The organism is Chitinophagales bacterium, from assembly GCA_041392475.1.
GTDB lineage: Bacteria > Bacteroidota > Bacteroidia > Chitinophagales > UBA2359 > JAUHXA01.
Genome location: JAWKLZ010000001.1, coordinates 3530287 through 3546749 on the forward strand (window position 1 = coordinate 3530287; position 16463 = coordinate 3546749).

Here is a 16463-nt window from a genome sequence, read left to right on the forward strand (position 1 = left end):
CAATCGTACAATAGCCCTTGTACGTTGTTTTACTGTTTCAGAAGATATTTATGATAGTCAGGTTAAGTACAGACAGGTTGTGTTATATAGCCAAGCCCAATCAACTACATACTTACAACCGCCTGTACCAAACTTGACGAATTGTTACTTTTTTATTTCCTATGAAAGGCAATCCACCTACCAACTTTTGGCGACTTAAAACAATTGAAAAAGGTAAGCCCAAACCCCTCCAACTGATTGTCCGCATACCAAAAAGGATGGTAATTGGTGAATTGCTTTTTTTCATGGCATCATGACTTTAGGTAATTAAAAGTCAAAATTTTCATTTATTGTTATTCTCCAACATCACTTATCACCTCTTTTATATCGTACTTGCGGGTGTGTTCCGTGTGTTTAAAATTCTTATTCGGATTGCTCATTTTGAACAGAGCCGTTATTTGCCTAAGCACAAACAAAGGAATTGCCCACAGTTTATTCCACACCGCTTTGGGAGCTTTAGATAAGTGTAGCACCCAAACCACATTCAAACCAAAAATACCCAATCCTGCATACAATATCAATGTTCCAAAAGGGGCTATCAATATGTCTAACAATCCGATAAAAACAGCAACAAATACCAACAAAAACAAAGGTGGAGTGAGAGTAATCAAGCCAAACAATAATTGATTGAAACTAAAATTCTTGACACCTCTCCACAAAATATTGGAGGAGTTGGGAATGTTCTGAAAATAAGAATACAACCATCGAGTCCTTTGGGTTTCAACCTGTTCTGCTGTTGTCACCTTTTCATCATACACAATCGCGTCTTTGGCATAAGCAATCCGCACATTTTGCTTCAACAAGTGGTTTTGTAGAATCTTATCTTCTTGTAGCATTTTTTTCCACTGTGTCTTACCTTGTTGAATCTCTTTACTGTTCAAGTATTCCCAGTATAGTTTCGTATCTACTGCCATTCCCGAACCAGAAATCACTGAGGATGAACCCAAAAGATACGGCACATAACGCTCAATATAGTTTTTGTAAATCTCACCTGTCGAATCCGCACAAGCATATACTGTATCCAAATTCTTGGCAGTTCGTTGTCCTTGTACTGCTTCAAAACCTGCATGGAAATAACGGTTCAGTTCTGCCAAAAAATTGGGATGCGCCAAATTATCTGCATCAAAAACTGCTGTCACCTCATGCGCCTTTTTGAAGTGTTCCATCGCATAAATAATGGATTTAGCCTTCAGTCTAAGCGGTTCTTCGGGCTTCAATACCATCACCTTTTCCTTGTCCCAGTTTTGAGCAACAATAGATACCCTTGAAATATCACATTCATCTGCAACTAAATAAATTGAGTGCTTATTTCCATTTACTTCTCCATAGTTTTGCTTCAACAAAGACTCTACTAAAGGCACTGCAATATCAGCGTTTTTGTAAGCAGTGATGATACATGCAAAATCCCGTTCTATAGCTTCAATGGCTTCCTGCTCTGTTGGTTCTATCGTGAGTTCTGCTGAAGTTTGAGCCATCATTTGCGACAATTCTTCCCCCTCATCCACAGGAATGATTTCTGGGATGTTTTCTTGTTTTCTGAATTGTGCCATCCATACATTGACAAACGGCAATACTAAAAACAAAAACAGAATCAAATGCAATAATATGTAAATATACTCAAACATGATTATTAGGCTTTTTTACAATAAATATTTGTTGTCGTTTTGGTTTTCTTTTTTTATGGTTTTAACTAAAATAGTGGTAAAAAATAGGGTTTTAAAAATCAACGCAAACTGAGTTTGGCTTCAAAATCTGCTCCTGATTGATGGTAAAAATTCCATAAAATACCTTTCATAAAAGCTTGGATTTGTTTAAAATCTCTTTGTAAGCCATACGAAATCAAATTTTTAGGAATCGTAAATAACACCAAAAACAAAACAAAAGCAAGCCATTGAAGATTTGAAGCATGGCGACGCATAAACAAAATACGATTGCGGGTGATGTAGTAGGTTTTCAAAGCACTCAGTTTTCCTACCGAAAGAGACTCCTTGTGGTAAATCAGTGCATTGGGTTCTACATATATTTCATAACCTCCTTTGCGAATGCGTTCACACCAATCCAATTCTTCGTAATACAAAAAGAAAGTTTCTGCCATCAATCCTACACGATCAATTACTTCCCGTTTGACCATCATTGCTGCACCATGAGCATAAGGTGTTGGGACAGGTTTGGAATATTGCCCTTCATCTATTTCATGTTCTCCAATCGTGGTATTGCGAGCAGTATAAGGATTGATTCGTGTAAAACCTGCATACTGAATGCGATTCGGTTCATCGTAATAACATATCTTGGGGCTAACCATTCCCAGATTGGGAATATCTTCAAATAATGTCAAAAGTTTCTCAATCACATTTTCGGTCATTTCTGTATCGTTGTTCACGAAAAAAAGATACTCTCCCTTTGCAGCCTCAACCCCTAGGTTATTGCCGCCTGCAAATCCAAGATTTTTTTCGCTCAAAATAACCGTCACATTGGGAAAGAGTGCGTTAATCAAGGGTTTAGGGCTTTCCTTAGAATTGTTATCTACTACAATCACCTCATAGTTTGGGTAACTAATATTTTTAAGCGATTGAAGCAATTCATAGGTCGCTTGGGTTTGGTTGTAGTTAATAGTTATCAGGGAAACCAATGGTTGAGTGCTGTTCTTTTTCATGACCTAAATATTTGGAATGATAGAAACTTCAATTTTAATTAAACAATTAGGGTTTATTGGTTCTAAGAGTCGGTTTAAGGTTAGTTGTCTTTTGGAGTAGTGGTTTTATACTGCTTCGTGTTGAAACATTGCAGGTATGGTTTTAAAGATTATCTTCAAATCGTACCACAGTGAAAATCGTTTTGCATATTCTATATCCAATTCCATGCGTTCTGTCACCGACATATTGTCTTTTCCTCTTTTAGTCACTTGCCAAAGCCCTGTGATGCCAGCAGGAGCCAAAAATCTTTGTGACCATTCATCTTTTGTCAATTGTTCAGCTTCATATACTGGAAGCGGACGATTCCCAACGATAGACATGTCACCAAACAATACATTCAGGAGTTGCGGCAATTCATCTAAACTCGTTTTGCGGATAAGTCGCCCTATGCGGGTAACTCTTGGATCATTCTTCAGTTTTACAAATGTATTCTCATTCGCATCACCGCTTTCACCATACTGATTCAGATGTGATAATTTTTGCAACTCTTTGTCTGCTCCCTCTCGCATTGACCTAAACTTGTAAAAGTCAAATACTTTGTAGCCGCTACCAATTCGCTTTGAAGAATAAAACACCTTTCCTTTTCCTTTCGACTCCAATTTGATAAGCATAGCAATAAGCAACAATACAGGACTCAATGCTATCAATGCAGTAACTGCAAATAGGATATCAAAAGCACGCTTTGAAGTAGGAGTTTGTTCTTCATACCCTTTATCTTCTGTCAAATTCAGCTTGGAACGTTCTGCTTTAAACATGTTCAAAAACTGAATCCGATTTTTGAGGTCTTCCCAATTGAAAGGAGCAGCATAAAAATCATCAATACCTCTCTTCAATGCACTCATAGAATCCATGCTTGCAGGTTTATCTGATACCAACAAGAAAGGAATCAAGCTTAATTGTTTGTTGTTCTGAATATTAGACAACAACAAATAATCATCTTCCTCCAAAAAATTCAAATCACAAATAATCGCACAAGGTTGTTTATAATTTCTGTTAGTGTAATTTTCTAACCATGTATATGCTTTAAAAGAGTTGTTAATATTAGTGATTTGGTATTCGGACTTATCCATAGATTCTGTCATTCCTAAAAAAGTCTGCGGATTGTTGATTCCAACAAACAAGATATCTTCCGCCTCACTCTCCACTCTTGGATTAACCACACCTTTTTTGGCTGCTTTTCGATAAATAATATTCAAATTACTCATAGTGTAATGGTTTTAAAAGGGTCAAAACATTTTCGATTTTCTCAAACAACTCGTTTGGTTTGAAAGGTTTGCGTACAAAATCATTTGTACCCAGTTCGTAAAGTCTTCTCATCATTTTTTCCCGTTCAATTCCCGATACAACTATCACAGGAATATCTCTATAGAATCCGCTAGTGCGGATATTCTGCAAAAATTCAGGGCCATTCAAGCGGGGCATATTTACATCTAGTAAAATCACATCAGGAATGTTTCCTTTACCTAACCATGCCATAGCTTCTAATCCATTGTTTTGTGTAGCAATGTCATATTTTTGACTTAGCAGACACCCCAAAAGCATACGGGTACTTTGATCATCGTCTATGATGAGCACCTGTTTTTTATTTTTCATCACTCGTAGTATTTAAAATAAAAAATAGTATAAACTACTAATTGAAAGGGTGTTCTGTATTGGATATTTGGGTGGGATACATCATTGAAAATACTACATACAAAAAGTACTGAGTAAGGTGTGAATTATTTATTGAATGGAAAATATTCACTTCAATCCTTAAGCTATTCTTCTATTTGGAAAGTTCCAATGATTCATACAATCGATGATGCTTACTGCAAAAACTTTTCCAAATTTTCGATTTTTACATTTTTATTACATTTTTTTTGAAACTTATTTCAAATAATGCCGTAGCCTCAATTGAATTGCAAAATACTACTTTCATGACAATTTAATGACATTTGAAATAAAATCTACTTCAATCTTGCCTACACCTATTCCATTTTGTGTGAAAATTTTGAAGCATAAAAGCCAAATTGTCAATAGCATAAATGATTAGAAAGGAAAATACATTTTTGGACTAAGTAGCGTCAAAGGTGAGCAATTATCATTCAATTACTGGCATTAAAAAATGCCCTTATATATGAATTTACATAAATTGAGTGTCCAATAAATTAAACACAATGTATAGATAAGAAAAATAAAAAAGATGGTGTATTCGATTTCGGAAGTTTGCAGCCTCATAAATGACCCAATCCGAAAGTAAAACTTCTGAAGTTTTGCTGCTGCTCCACATCAAAAGTTGGAGAATCTATAACAAATGCCTCTCGGCATGGTAAGATGACCGAACCAATGGCCCACTTTCTACATATCGAAGCCCCATTCTCAAACCAGCTTCTTTGTATTTCGCAAAAATATCGGGATGCACAAATTCGGCAACTTCCAAATGATGTTTGGTCGGTTGTAGGTATTGACCAATCGTGACCACATCACAGCCATGATTTTTCAAGTCTTCTAATATTTGATACACTTCTTCTTCTTTTTCACCCAATCCCAACATAAAACCCGATTTGGTTCTCAACCCAAAATCCTTTGTCCGTTGGATTTGCTCCAAACTCCGCTGATACCTCGCTTGTGGACGCACCAAACGATAGAGTCGGCTCACCGTTTCCATATTGTGAGAAACCACCTCTGGACGGGTTTCCAATACACGGTACAAATTGTCCCATTTGGCTTTGAAGTCGGGAATCAAGGTCTCCAAAGTAGTTGAAGGACTTTGACGGCGAATTTCATTGATTGTTTCTGCCCAAATCGTAGAACCGCCATCTTTGAGTTCATCTCGATTGACCGAGGTAATCACACAATGTTTGACCCCCATCAATCGCACTGCCTCTGCTACCCTGCGGGGTTCGTCTTCATCGTATTCGGGCGGACGACCCGTAGCGACTGCACAAAACGAACAAGAACGGGTACAGACATTTCCCAATATCATAAACGTAGCCGTACCTGCTCCCCAACATTCGCCCATATTTGGGCAGTTGCCGCTTTGACAAATCGTGTGCAGCTTGTGTTCATCCACAATCTTGCGAACATTCTTATAGCTTTGCCCAATGGGCAATTTGACTTTGAGCCAAGAGGGTTTTCTTTGACGTTCTGGTTTTTGGGAAATTACAGGTAGTTCTATCATATCGAATCGAAGACTTAAAACTAAAAATGCAAAGATAAATTATAATGCGGAAACAAGAGGGGAGAAATAAAGTTCTGTAAGCTTGTTTAGATACCTTTTGCTTTCTCCAATACGGGTGCATCCCAAATTGTCGTAAGGTGGTGTCGGTACGCTGTACCTTTTATTGACTCCTTCAATAATGTCTTACAAACAGAGTCGGAGCTACGCTCCTAAGAAATTGCGTATCAGGAGCGTAGCTCCGACCCCGTTTGTAGAGTGTGGAAGATAAAATGTTTTGAGGTGCGTAGCATCGTCACCAGTTGTCAAATAATTTTTCAAAATATGACAATTTGGGATGCACCCTCCAATACTTTTCTTCCTTTTTTCGCCTATTTTTTATATAGAAAAATAACAATTCTTCCTTTATACCTAATTAACAGGCATTAAAAAATTCAATTTACAAAAATAAATATGCGAAACAAGTTATTTAATTATCATTTTTTTATAAATATGCAAAAAAATAATTTCTGATTATCAGAATAATTCACAAAAAAATAAGTTATATTCGTAATAAACAACTTAACTTCTAAAACTTAATTCAGATGATCAATTTTGGACAACCAGGTTTCAGAACAGTTCTTGGCTTTCAGGAATACGAGGTAGAAACGAATGAGAAAGGAACACTTTGGCAAATCATGTTGGACGACAATGATACCTGGAATTATTTCACCTCCGAGAATACACCAAACTTGAAGCGAATAGGGTTGGCAAGTCAAGGGGCTATGCACAATGGAGGGGCAGTAGAGGAAGGCTCTCTACACTTTGAATTTGGCTACTATTTGGCAGCTAACAACAATGAGGACAATTTTATTAAGGTGAATTCTTATATACCTGAAGACGGCGATACTACCAAACCTAAGATGTTTAATTTGGTAAGCGACTTATACAACACATCCAACGACAGAAAGCCCAAAAAAGGAGACATCCTCTTCAATAGTGACCCTAATCCTGGAGAATACAGCGGGTGGATTTGTGTAAGGGATTATGTAGTTAATCCCGTACCTCCAGATACACGAGAAGAATGGATGCCATTTGGGCTTATAGAATCCTAATCAAAAAATATCATCAAAATGTTTAAATTATATATAATAATATTTCTATTATTTGCATTTAACTTTAAAATTCATGCTCAAGGATGGGTAAAAGTTTATGATATAGGGTGGTGGGGCGGTAATTTTTTCAGAGATTCGAGTAAAAATTTTATCATATATGCAGGTGGTCTAATAGTCAAAATTAATAATGAGGGTGAATTATTATGGGTTGAAGCCCCTAGTAACTATCGTTCAAATAATTTTTATTACACTCCCAATAACGAATCCCTCCTCCTCCAAACCAATCTATCCGATTTTCCTAAAAAAGCGGCTGTTACACTTTTGGATACAGATAAAGAAATACAATGGGAATATCAATTGTTGGATTTTCCCTTCCATGAAAATTCTCAGTTTTCCCAAAGCCATGCCCGAGATGCAGTACAGAACGAAGAAGGAGACTATTTTGTTTTTGGAGATAGTTTTGAACACGCTACACTAAGCCCCGTTGAAGGCTATGATTTCCATGTTCCTTTTTTGATCAAACTAAATGCACAGGGTGAACGACAGTGGCTTCATACCTACTGCAATACCCTTCCTCCTTTGGATTACGGTATGCAGAAAAGTTTTGCGATTGAAAACAGTGGAGATGGGGGTTTTGTCTTGATGACCATTGTAGATGACGGTTCTGCCACTCAATATCAATACCCTGGATTTACCAAGGTCAATTCGGCAGGAGAAATGCTTTGGAAACAATATCTTTACTACAAACTAATTATCCCTCAATACAATGGTGTCGAGTACATTATACAATATCCATCTGACAATATGGTCATTACAGCAGCAGGAGAAATTGTCACTGCAGGAATGTCAAGACCCAAAGGAGAATACATAGGGATTCCCTACTTAATGACCCTCAACCCTGACGGTTCTTTGCAGTCTTTTTTGCCTTTGGATATTCCCTTCAATCAAGAATACCTTTACAATATTGAAATACAAGATATTCAACAATATGGAGAGAATTATGTCTTATTATACAATGGTAGAATAATAAACAACCTAAGAATCATTGGACTAGCGGTGATAGATAAAATGGGGAATACATTGCTCAACAAGGTTTACGACAATATGAATACGACAATTACAGGCACGAGGGCAGAAAGCATTATGGTTTTAGAGGAAGGAGGTTTTGCTATTGTTGGAGGAGGATTAGACCTTACCCTTATCAAAACCGACAGCTTAGGAAACTGTTACCCCAACACCCAATTTGATGCTACCGATACAGGCTTGGGTTTGTACCAATTTGACAATCAATCCGAAAATGCCGATAGCTACTTTTGGGAATTTGGAGATAGCAGCACAGATACGACTGCAATGACTTTTCATCAATACCAAGCGATTGGAGTGTATGAAGTTTGTTTGACCGCCACCAACTTATGCGATTCCTTCAAAAAATGCGAAAACATTGAAGTAGCAGAAGTTACCGACATTGAAGCCTACGAATGGGAACAGGGGCTTTTGGTCTATCCCAATCCTGTTCACAACACACCGCTATTTGTGGACATTCCACAGATAAACGAACCGCCCACACTGACTTTATACAACAGTTTGGGGCAACAACTAAGCCTGCCACAATCCGCTAACGCGCTCGATACAAGCGCATTGAAGGTAGGGGTGTATTATTTGCAGATTGAAGTAGGAAGAGAAACTACAGTGCGAAAAATTGTGGTGTATTAGAGAAAACTATATTATTCATTTTTACAAAAAAAAAATCGCCCTTAGAAAATAATACTACTTTCTAAGGGCGAATCTATATAAATGAACAAGCATTGAAGGAATGATTTTGCAGACGAATCTACCATCATTCTATCACCTTGCTATTCAGATACAACTTCAAATTCAATATCGTATTTCGATTCTTGTCCAAAATCAATTGTTGCGGTGTAAGTTCCTAAGACCTTCACTTCTTCGGGGATAATGATTTTTCGGCGGTCAATCTCCACTCCAGTTTGTTTTTTGATGACCTCTGCCAATTGAAGGTTGGTGACACTACCAAAAATCTTATCCGTTGTACCTACTTTTGCACCTATCTTTAAGGTAGCTGCATTGATTTTGGCAACAACTTCTTCAATTTTGGCGAGCAATCTATCCTCTTTCATCTTGATTTGGCGAAGTCGCTCAGCAATCGTTGCTTTATTCGCACGATTCGCAACAATAGCCAATTTGTTGGGAAGCAGATAATTTCTACCATAACCACCTTTCACCGTCAAGGTATCAAAACGATAACCCAATTTTTCTACGTCCTCTAATAAAATGATTTCCATGGTATATTACAGACTTTATAAAATTTATTTCAAAAATACATATATTCTCCAACCGAATCCAATTGAAGAAACCAATTATTGATTACCAACCTACTTCATTAAGTCGGTTACATAAGGTAAGATAGCAATGTGTCTTGCTCTTTTGACCGCTTGCGCCACTCTTCTTTGGAATTTCAAGGAATTACCTGTCAATCGTCTTGGTAAAATTTTACCTTGCTCGTTCAAGAATTTCTTCAAAAACTCAGGGTCTTTGTAATCAATGTATTGAATCCCGCTTTTTTTGAAGCGACAATATTTCTTTTGACTTTGACCAATTTTAGGAGAAGTTAAAAATCGAACTTCTTGATTTGCGTTTCTTGGTTTTCTAGATGCCATATTTTATAGTAACTCTACTTTTTAGGCTGCTAATTTTAGCTGGCTGGCTTTTCACCAATGGATAAATGCCAAAATTAGGTTGCCTTGCTTTTGAATCTTAATTGTTTTCAACTTTTTTGTCCTCTGATCTTTTTTCATCAGGTCTTTTCTTTCTGTTGCGTCCCACCAATCCTTGACGTTTCTTTTCGTTGTACTCTTTGGCATATTTATCCAATCGAGTCGTCAAAAACCGAAGCACACGCTCATCTCTTTTGAGTTGTAATTCCATTTTAGCCACGATTTCTGTGTCTGCTATGTACTCTACAACCATATATACCCCAGTCGTTTTTTTCTTAATAGGGTATGCCAATTGTTTTAAACCCCAAAAATCTTTCTCAACGATTTCGGCACCATAAGTAGTTAACAACTCTACATAAGCGTTTGCCAACTCTTTTTGCTCTGCATCTTTCAGCACGGGGGTAATAACGACTACCAATTCATAATTTCTGACCATTACTTCAATTCTTCATTTTGAATCATATAGAAAAAGCGAGCGCAAAGATAGGAATTTTATCTTATTTTCACACCCTCGATTTATTTTTTTATGACAAGCCACTATCTTTGTGTCTATTCAAAACCCAAAGATACCCACTTTCATGAATCTAAATCCCATTCAATAAATCAACATACAGATGACTCTACGTGACAATATAGCCTTAGCACTCACTTCCATCAAAGGAAATTTTCTCAGAACAGTCCTTACTTTTCTGATTATTGCCTTCGGAATCATGGCTTTAGTAGGCATACTCACCGCTGCTGACGGTATCAAAGCCTCTCTTCAATCCAATTTTGCAACAATGGGAGCCAACAACTTTACTATCCGCAAAAAAGGGGGCGGCATTCATGTGGGCAGAAGAGGAAGGGCGGCAAAAAAAAATTACAAAGATTTTGAACTCGATCAAGCTCTCGACTTCAAAGAACGCTACACCTACCCTGCTGCCATTTCCATCTCCAATGTGGTCAGCTATGGCAGTACGCTCAAATATGAATCTGAAAAAACAAACCCAACGATTCAATTGATTGGAGGGGACGAAAACTACCTAACAGTCAGTGGATATGACATTGAAGTAGGGCGCAATTTTTCGGAAATGGACGCAGGAAGCGGCAGAAGTGTTGTTTTGCTCGGAAACGATGTTGCCAAAAAATTGTTTAAAACAACAGAAAAGGCTGTGGATGAAATTGTGTCTGTAAACAACAGAAAATACAAGGTCGTAGGCGTATTGGCTCCAAAAGGTTCGAGCAGCATTTTTAGTAGCGACAATGTGGCAATTATACCACTGCTCAATGCAAGGGCAGTCTATGGATCAGATAGCAAAAGTTATGCAGTGACGATTTCGGTCAATGATACCTATGGTTTAGATGCAGCTGTTTCGGAAGCAACTGGATTGATGCGAACGATTCGCAAACTTCGCTTCAATGAAGAAGACGATTTTGACATTTCCAAAAGCGATATGCTATCAAATATGTTGGTCGAACAATCGAGTTATGTTACCGCTGCTGCAACCATGATAGGATTCATCACCTTATTGGGAGGTGCTATTGGATTGATGAACATCATGTTGGTTTCGGTCACAGAGCGTACCCGTGAAATTGGCATCAGCAAAGCCGTTGGCGCAAAACGCAGCACCATTCTTGCCCAGTTCCTCGTGGAAGCCATCACCATCTGCCAAATTGGTGGACTGTTGGGCATCGTTTTGGGCATTGCAGCAGGCAACGGAGTTTCGATGCTCTTAGGTGGACCGTTTATCATTCCGTGGAAATGGATCATTGGCGGGTTGGTACTCTGTGTAATTGTCGGTTTGGTATCGGGCATCTATCCTGCAATGAAAGCATCGAAAGTAGATCCGATTGAATCGTTGAGGTATGAGTGATAGTTGAGCGATAGCGAAATCCCGATTTTTCATCGGGATTGAATGGTTGAATGGTTGAATGGTTGAATGGTTGAATGGTTGAATGGTTGAATGGTTGAATGGTTGAATGGTTGAATTAAGAAAACTATTTACATCGCCCCACAGTTCCACAATAAAACAATAAAAATTGAACACAATTTCTGCATATATACAAGGCTTGTTCAATACCCTTTCTAAATTCAGAATTGTAGGGATACTCTATGGCTGCAATCTTTTATTTGGATTGGTGATTGCCTTGCCATTACACAGCGTATTGAAGGACAGTATCGGGCAATCCTTTGAAATTCAGAAAATAATCACGGGTTTTGACAACACCGTTTTTACAGATTTTATGAACGCACACGGTGATTTATTGCAGCCCTTATTGAGTCAATTTCAATGGTTGTCCGTTCTGTATATCCTCTTATTCGTTTTCCTCAATGGAGGAATTATCCATGTATTGACGGGAAAACCAAAATTTTGGGAAGGATCTGCTCTGTATTTTTGGCGTTTCTTTAGGCTATCGCTGCTTTTTTTCTTGCTCCACCTCCTCACTGCCATGCTGGTTTTCGGCATTCTCTATTTTATTGTTTCTCATGGGTTTGACCTATTCAACAGCGAAATACCCATTTATTGGAGTATTGTATTCGCTATTGTTCTCTACCTATTTTTGGCAAGTATAGTCAGTGCTTTGTCGGATTACGCCAAAATCCGAATGGTGACACACGAAAGTCAATCCGCTATTCAAGCTATGCTACACGCTTTTGGTACGGTCTTCCGAAATTTTCGACAAACTTATGGCTTGTACTTCTTCAATATTTGTATCATTGGATTACTCTATTTCCTCTATTGGACATTGCACTCCAACGTGTCAACGAGCAGTTTTTTTGTCATTGCCTTCATCATCTTTGTTCAACAAGTACTGATGCTGCTCAGACTGGGCGCAAAAGTGGTGAACCTATCTAGTGCATTGGAGGTGTATCGGTGGATGAGGCGGTGAGCTTTGTTAAAGATTTTTGAGATAAATCCAATCTACAGATTAAAGAAAACCCACCTCCTTATTTGGATAGCTCGCTGAAACGATGTACTTTGATGCTTTATCAGCGAGCTATAAATAAAAATATGAAAGAACAACTGATTGGAAGGCAAAAAGAGCAAGAGCAACTTCAGAAAGCATGGACTTCAAAACGGGCAGAAATGGTGGCAGTCATTGGTCGCCGTAGGGTTGGAAAAACCTTTTTGGTACGCTCTTTTTTTGACTATACTTTTGACTTTGAAATAACTGGGATTCAAGATGCACCGCAAAAGGAACAGTTGAAAAACTTCAAAATTCAATTGGAGAAGGTAAGTATCACCACTTCACCCACAACCCAACCCAAAGATTGGCTAGATGCTTTTGTCTTATTGATTCGACATTTAGAATCATTGGAGGAAGATAAAAGAAAAGTTGTTTTTTTGGACGAACTCCCGTGGTTAGCAACCAATAAGTCGGGGTTTCTAAGAGCCTTGGGGTATTTTTGGAATAGTTGGGCAGACCGACAAAACATCGTCTTGATTATCTGCGGTTCAGCAGCTTCATGGATGATTCAAAAAGTAGTCAATAACAAGGGAGGCTTACACAACCGCATCACGAAACGCATTTTCTTGAAACCCTTTGATTTACCTGAAACAGAGGCATTCTTAAAGGCCAGAGAGGTATTTTTGGACAGGTATCAAATTCTCCAATTGTACATGGCGATGGGAGGAATTCCACATTATTTGAGTGAGATTGAAGCGGGCTTGAGTGCAACCCAAAACATTGACCAAATCTGCTTTTCAGATGCAGGAATTTTGCACGATGAATTTTCGAGATTATACCCTGCTTTATTCGAAAATGCGGACAACCACATTGCTGTCATTCGGGCTTTGGCTCAAAAAAATAGCGGACTGACTCGACAAGAATTGATCCAACATACCCCCCTTTCGGATGGAGGAGGATTGAGCAAGGTTTTGGAGGAATTGACAGCTTCGGGATTTATTTCCAAATATTATCCCTTTGGTAGGAAAAAACGCAAATTGCTCTATCGTTTGACTGATGAATATTCCTTATTTTACCTTTACTTTATTGAAAACAAAGTACATGAGGAGGAAAATATATGGCAAAAAATGAGTCAAACGCAATCTTGGAAAACATGGTCAGGCTATGCCTACGAAAATATCTGCTTAAAGCATGTTCCTCAAATAAAGAAAAGTATTGGTATTTCAGGTATTTATTCGGAATCTGCTGCTTTCTACCAAAAGGCAACAGAAAATGCAGAAGGCGCACAAATTGACTTGGTGATTGATAGAAATGACCATGTTATCAATCTCTTTGAAATTAAATTTTACAAGGAAGAATTTACACTCACCAAAGAGTATGCCTCAAAATTGCGAAAGAAAATGGGTGTTTTTCAACAAGTCACTAAAACTAAAAAACAGCTTTTCTATATGATGGTTACGACTTTTGGATTGAAGAAAAACCAACATAGCATCGGACTAATTACAAAAGACTTGACTTTGGATGATTTGTTTGAATAGGCATTTAAAATCTTGAACAAAACTATGTTCCTTCATTTTCACTTCAATCCTCATTTTTATTTTGATTAGTTCAGTATCTTTGCAGCCTTTTTGAAGCAAAACACAAAACGCAAATAAAAATATGGCAAATTCTTTTGACTTAATCGTTGTAGGAAGTGGACCTGGCGGATATGTAGCAGCCATTCGTGCGAGCCAATTGGGGCTAAACACCGCAATCGTAGAAAGGGAATCCTTGGGAGGTATTTGTTTGAACTGGGGGTGCATCCCCACCAAAGCCCTATTGAAGAGTGCACAGGTTTTTGAATACCTTCAACATGCCGAAACGTATGGAATCAGTGTGGGAGAAGCCACAGCAGACTTCGACAAAATGATTGAAAGAAGCCGAGGTGTAGCGGGTGACATGAGCAAAGGAGTGAGTTTTTTGATGAAAAAAAACAAAATCACTGTCCTCAATGGTGATGGTAAATTAATAGCTGCCAACAAAGTAGCGGTAAAAGATGCAGATGGCAAAACCACTGAATACACCGCTTCAAACATCATATTGGCAACAGGCGCACGTTCTCGTCAATTGCCTTCACTGCCTCAAGATGGCAAAAAAATCATTGGCTACCGAGAGGCAATGAGTTTGCCCAAACAGCCCAAAAGTATGGTTATTGTAGGTGCAGGAGCCATTGGAGTAGAATTTGCCTACTTCTACAATGCGATTGGTACGGAGGTAACACTGGTCGAATACTTGCCCCGCATCGTACCTGTTGAAGACGAAGATGTGTCCAAAGAATTGACCCGAAACTTCAAAAAACAAGGCATCAAAGTACTTGCCAATACTTCTGCAAATAAAGTCGACACAAGTGTAGAAAACTGCAAAGTTACTTTGGTGGACAATAAAAAAGGTACTGAAACGGTCATCGAGTGTGATGTAGTGCTTTCGGCAGTCGGTCAGGCTTCCAATATCCAAAACATTGGATTGGAAGAACTGGGCATCAAAATAGACAGAGATCGGGTGTTGGTAGATGAATTTTACCAAACCAATGTGAAAGGAGTCTATGCCATTGGCGACATCGTTCCTGGCCCTGCTTTAGCGCACGTTGCTTCTGCTGAGGGAATTATCTGCGTTGAAAAAATTGCAGGACACCATCCCGAACCTTTGGATTACCACAACATTCCTGGCTGTACCTATTGCAGTCCCGAAATCGCATCTGTAGGTTACACCGAAGAAAAAGCAAAGGAAGCAGGTTTTGAAGTGAAAGTGGGTAAATTTCCTTTTACTGCATCTGGCAAAGCCAAAGCTGCGGGTCATCCTCAAGGTTTTGTGAAGGTGATTTTTGATGCCAAATATGGTGAATTTTTGGGCGCACACATGATTGGCGCAAATGTGACGGAAATGATTGCAGAAGTAGTTGTAGCCCGAAAATTGGAAACGACTGGCCACGAAATCATTAAATCGGTTCACCCCCACCCTACCATGAGTGAGGCATTGATGGAAGCAGCAGCGGCGGCTTATGGCGAGGTAATTCACCTGTAATAAAAATTCAAGTTCAAATGCAAATTCAAGGAGTGACTTGGGTTCAATAGTTCGTGGTAAAACTACGTATAATCTATGCGTGTAATTTTTCAAAGAAAGGTACAGCCATTCTCGGTTTACAAAACTATGACACAAAATTACTCTAAAGGCGGAATGTCAAGTTGTTTTTCTTCAACAATAAATTTGTAAATCGCCTCCATAGACACAACTGGCACTAAATAAAAGATAGCTCTAACTTTTTCCCACAAACTTGCAAAGGAAGAACATTTGCTTTTTGCTTTCTGAAAAAAGATGTCTAAATGCTGAACTATTTGGTCGACAAAAAAAGCTAAAAAAGTCAGTAAGGCAAAGTTAGTAGCCAAATATTTGTGTCCATGACCATAGTTGTGTTCTAAATGATAACCTTGGTTTTTAAGCGTATTAAAAACCTCATTTTCAATCTTCCATCTGGCTCTTGCAACTGCCACTAACTCGGCAAGATTCTTTTTATCAATAGGTAAGTCTGTAATCCAACTTCCTCTAAATACTATTTCATTGGTTTTATTATCTACTTGCTCATACTCAAAATAGTTAGTTTTTATGTCTGTATGTGAACCATTGAGTATCAAATCAGAGGTAAAATAAGCGGTACAGGTTTTACCATTTTTCTGCCAAGTAAGAGATTGAAGCTCTTCTTTTTGCCTAAGTTTTGCTACTTGTAGTTGTACGAAATTTTGCCCTTTACAGACAATAATATTGCTCATATTTGCATCTTGTAAGCATTTAATATGAGGTCCTGTGTCATATAAAGCATCAAAAA

16 protein-coding genes are annotated in these 16463 nt (G+C 38.2%); 6 read left to right on the plus strand and 10 right to left on the minus strand.

Going from position 1 to position 16463, the window contains the following annotated elements:
• Positions 1-112 precede the first annotated feature (112 nt).
• From R3E32_13170 to lipA, 6 genes are all read right to left on the minus strand, one after another.
• Positions 113-286 carry a hypothetical protein gene (locus R3E32_13170; protein ID MEZ4885677.1) on the minus strand — a complete coding sequence of 58 codons (174 nt, stop codon included), beginning with the start codon at positions 284-286 and terminating at the stop codon, positions 113-115.
• A 46-nt stretch (positions 287-332) separates the two neighbouring features.
• Positions 333-1664, minus strand: coding sequence for a glycosyltransferase (locus tag R3E32_13175; protein ID MEZ4885678.1), 1332 nt, complete (start codon positions 1662-1664; stop codon positions 333-335).
• Between the two features lie 98 nt (positions 1665-1762).
• Positions 1763-2692, minus strand: coding sequence for a glycosyltransferase family 2 protein (locus R3E32_13180; protein MEZ4885679.1), 930 nt, complete (start codon positions 2690-2692; stop codon positions 1763-1765).
• A gap of 105 nt (positions 2693-2797) precedes the next feature.
• Positions 2798-3937, minus strand: a complete 1140-nt coding sequence (locus R3E32_13185; GenBank protein ID MEZ4885680.1) for a sugar transferase — start codon at positions 3935-3937, stop codon at positions 2798-2800.
• Entirely contained in the window at positions 3930-4325 is a 396-nt protein-coding gene (locus R3E32_13190) for a response regulator (protein MEZ4885681.1), read from the minus strand. The genes R3E32_13185 and R3E32_13190 overlap by 8 nt, the downstream gene beginning before the upstream one ends.
• A 691-nt stretch (positions 4326-5016) precedes the next feature.
• On the minus strand, positions 5017-5874 hold the full coding sequence (gene lipA, locus R3E32_13195) for a lipoyl synthase (protein MEZ4885682.1): 858 nt from the start codon (positions 5872-5874) through the stop codon (positions 5017-5019).
• A 599-nt stretch (positions 5875-6473) separates the two neighbouring features.
• Here lipA and R3E32_13200 point away from each other — a divergent pair.
• Both R3E32_13200 and R3E32_13205 read left to right on the plus strand, forming a co-directional pair.
• Entirely contained in the window at positions 6474-6983 is a 510-nt protein-coding gene (locus R3E32_13200) for a hypothetical protein (protein ID MEZ4885683.1), read from the plus strand.
• Between the two features lie 18 nt (positions 6984-7001).
• Complete coding sequence (locus R3E32_13205) at positions 7002-8696, plus strand: T9SS type A sorting domain-containing protein (GenBank protein ID MEZ4885684.1); 1695 nt, start codon at positions 7002-7004, stop codon at positions 8694-8696.
• Between the two features lie 140 nt (positions 8697-8836).
• On the opposite strand, the gene rplI is transcribed toward R3E32_13205, so the two are convergent.
• From rplI to rpsF, 3 genes are all read right to left on the minus strand, one after another.
• Positions 8837-9283 (minus strand): 50S ribosomal protein L9, encoded by a 447-nt coding sequence (gene rplI, locus R3E32_13210; GenBank protein ID MEZ4885685.1) that lies wholly within the window; start codon positions 9281-9283, stop codon positions 8837-8839.
• Positions 9284-9373: 90 nt separating this feature from the next.
• Complete coding sequence (rpsR, locus tag R3E32_13215) at positions 9374-9658, minus strand: 30S ribosomal protein S18 (GenBank protein ID MEZ4885686.1); 285 nt, start codon at positions 9656-9658, stop codon at positions 9374-9376.
• 97 nt (positions 9659-9755) lie between these two features.
• Entirely contained in the window at positions 9756-10151 is a 396-nt protein-coding gene (rpsF, locus tag R3E32_13220; GenBank protein ID MEZ4885687.1) for a 30S ribosomal protein S6, read from the minus strand.
• 178 nt (positions 10152-10329) lie between these two features.
• Here rpsF and R3E32_13225 point away from each other — a divergent pair, with 178 nt between their 5' ends.
• From R3E32_13225 to lpdA, 4 genes are all read left to right on the plus strand, one after another.
• Positions 10330-11568, plus strand: coding sequence for an ABC transporter permease (locus tag R3E32_13225; GenBank protein ID MEZ4885688.1), 1239 nt, complete (start codon positions 10330-10332; stop codon positions 11566-11568).
• Positions 11569-11734: 166 nt separating this feature from the next.
• Entirely contained in the window at positions 11735-12586 is an 852-nt protein-coding gene (locus R3E32_13230; protein ID MEZ4885689.1) for a hypothetical protein, read from the plus strand.
• Between the two features lie 122 nt (positions 12587-12708).
• Complete coding sequence (locus R3E32_13235; protein ID MEZ4885690.1) at positions 12709-14142, plus strand: ATP-binding protein; 1434 nt, start codon at positions 12709-12711, stop codon at positions 14140-14142.
• Between the two features lie 121 nt (positions 14143-14263).
• Positions 14264-15664 (plus strand): dihydrolipoyl dehydrogenase, encoded by a 1401-nt coding sequence (lpdA, locus tag R3E32_13240; GenBank protein ID MEZ4885691.1) that lies wholly within the window; start codon positions 14264-14266, stop codon positions 15662-15664.
• Between the two features lie 137 nt (positions 15665-15801).
• On the opposite strand, the gene R3E32_13245 is transcribed toward lpdA, so the two are convergent.
• Entirely contained in the window at positions 15802-16407 is a 606-nt protein-coding gene (locus R3E32_13245) for a hypothetical protein (protein MEZ4885692.1), read from the minus strand.
• Between the last annotated feature and the right edge of the window lie 56 nt (positions 16408-16463).

What these genes read in the sequence shown, in the direction of transcription:
- R3E32_13170 (MEZ4885677.1), bottom strand. Translation starts at nt 286, where the DNA reads ATGAAAAAAAGCAATTCACCAATTACCATCCTTTTTGGTATGCGGACA.
- R3E32_13175 (MEZ4885678.1), bottom strand. Translation starts at nt 1,664, where the DNA reads ATGTTTGAGTATATTTACATATTATTGCATTTGATTCTGTTTTTGTTT.
- R3E32_13180 (MEZ4885679.1), bottom strand. Translation starts at nt 2,692, where the DNA reads ATGAAAAAGAACAGCACTCAACCATTGGTTTCCCTGATAACTATTAAC.
- R3E32_13185 (MEZ4885680.1), bottom strand. Translation starts at nt 3,937, where the DNA reads ATGAGTAATTTGAATATTATTTATCGAAAAGCAGCCAAAAAAGGTGTG.
- R3E32_13190 (MEZ4885681.1), bottom strand. Translation starts at nt 4,325, where the DNA reads ATGAAAAATAAAAAACAGGTGCTCATCATAGACGATGATCAAAGTACC.
- R3E32_13200 (MEZ4885683.1), top strand. Translation starts at nt 6,474, where the DNA reads ATGATCAATTTTGGACAACCAGGTTTCAGAACAGTTCTTGGCTTTCAG.
- R3E32_13205 (MEZ4885684.1), top strand. Translation starts at nt 7,002, where the DNA reads ATGTTTAAATTATATATAATAATATTTCTATTATTTGCATTTAACTTT.
- rplI (MEZ4885685.1), bottom strand. Translation starts at nt 9,283, where the DNA reads ATGGAAATCATTTTATTAGAGGACGTAGAAAAATTGGGTTATCGTTTT.
- rpsR (MEZ4885686.1), bottom strand. Translation starts at nt 9,658, where the DNA reads ATGGCATCTAGAAAACCAAGAAACGCAAATCAAGAAGTTCGATTTTTA.
- rpsF (MEZ4885687.1), bottom strand. Translation starts at nt 10,151, where the DNA reads ATGGTCAGAAATTATGAATTGGTAGTCGTTATTACCCCCGTGCTGAAA.
- R3E32_13225 (MEZ4885688.1), top strand. Translation starts at nt 10,330, where the DNA reads ATGACTCTACGTGACAATATAGCCTTAGCACTCACTTCCATCAAAGGA.
- R3E32_13235 (MEZ4885690.1), top strand. Translation starts at nt 12,709, where the DNA reads ATGAAAGAACAACTGATTGGAAGGCAAAAAGAGCAAGAGCAACTTCAG.
- lpdA (MEZ4885691.1), top strand. Translation starts at nt 14,264, where the DNA reads ATGGCAAATTCTTTTGACTTAATCGTTGTAGGAAGTGGACCTGGCGGA.
- R3E32_13245 (MEZ4885692.1), bottom strand. Translation starts at nt 16,407, where the DNA reads ATGAGCAATATTATTGTCTGTAAAGGGCAAAATTTCGTACAACTACAA.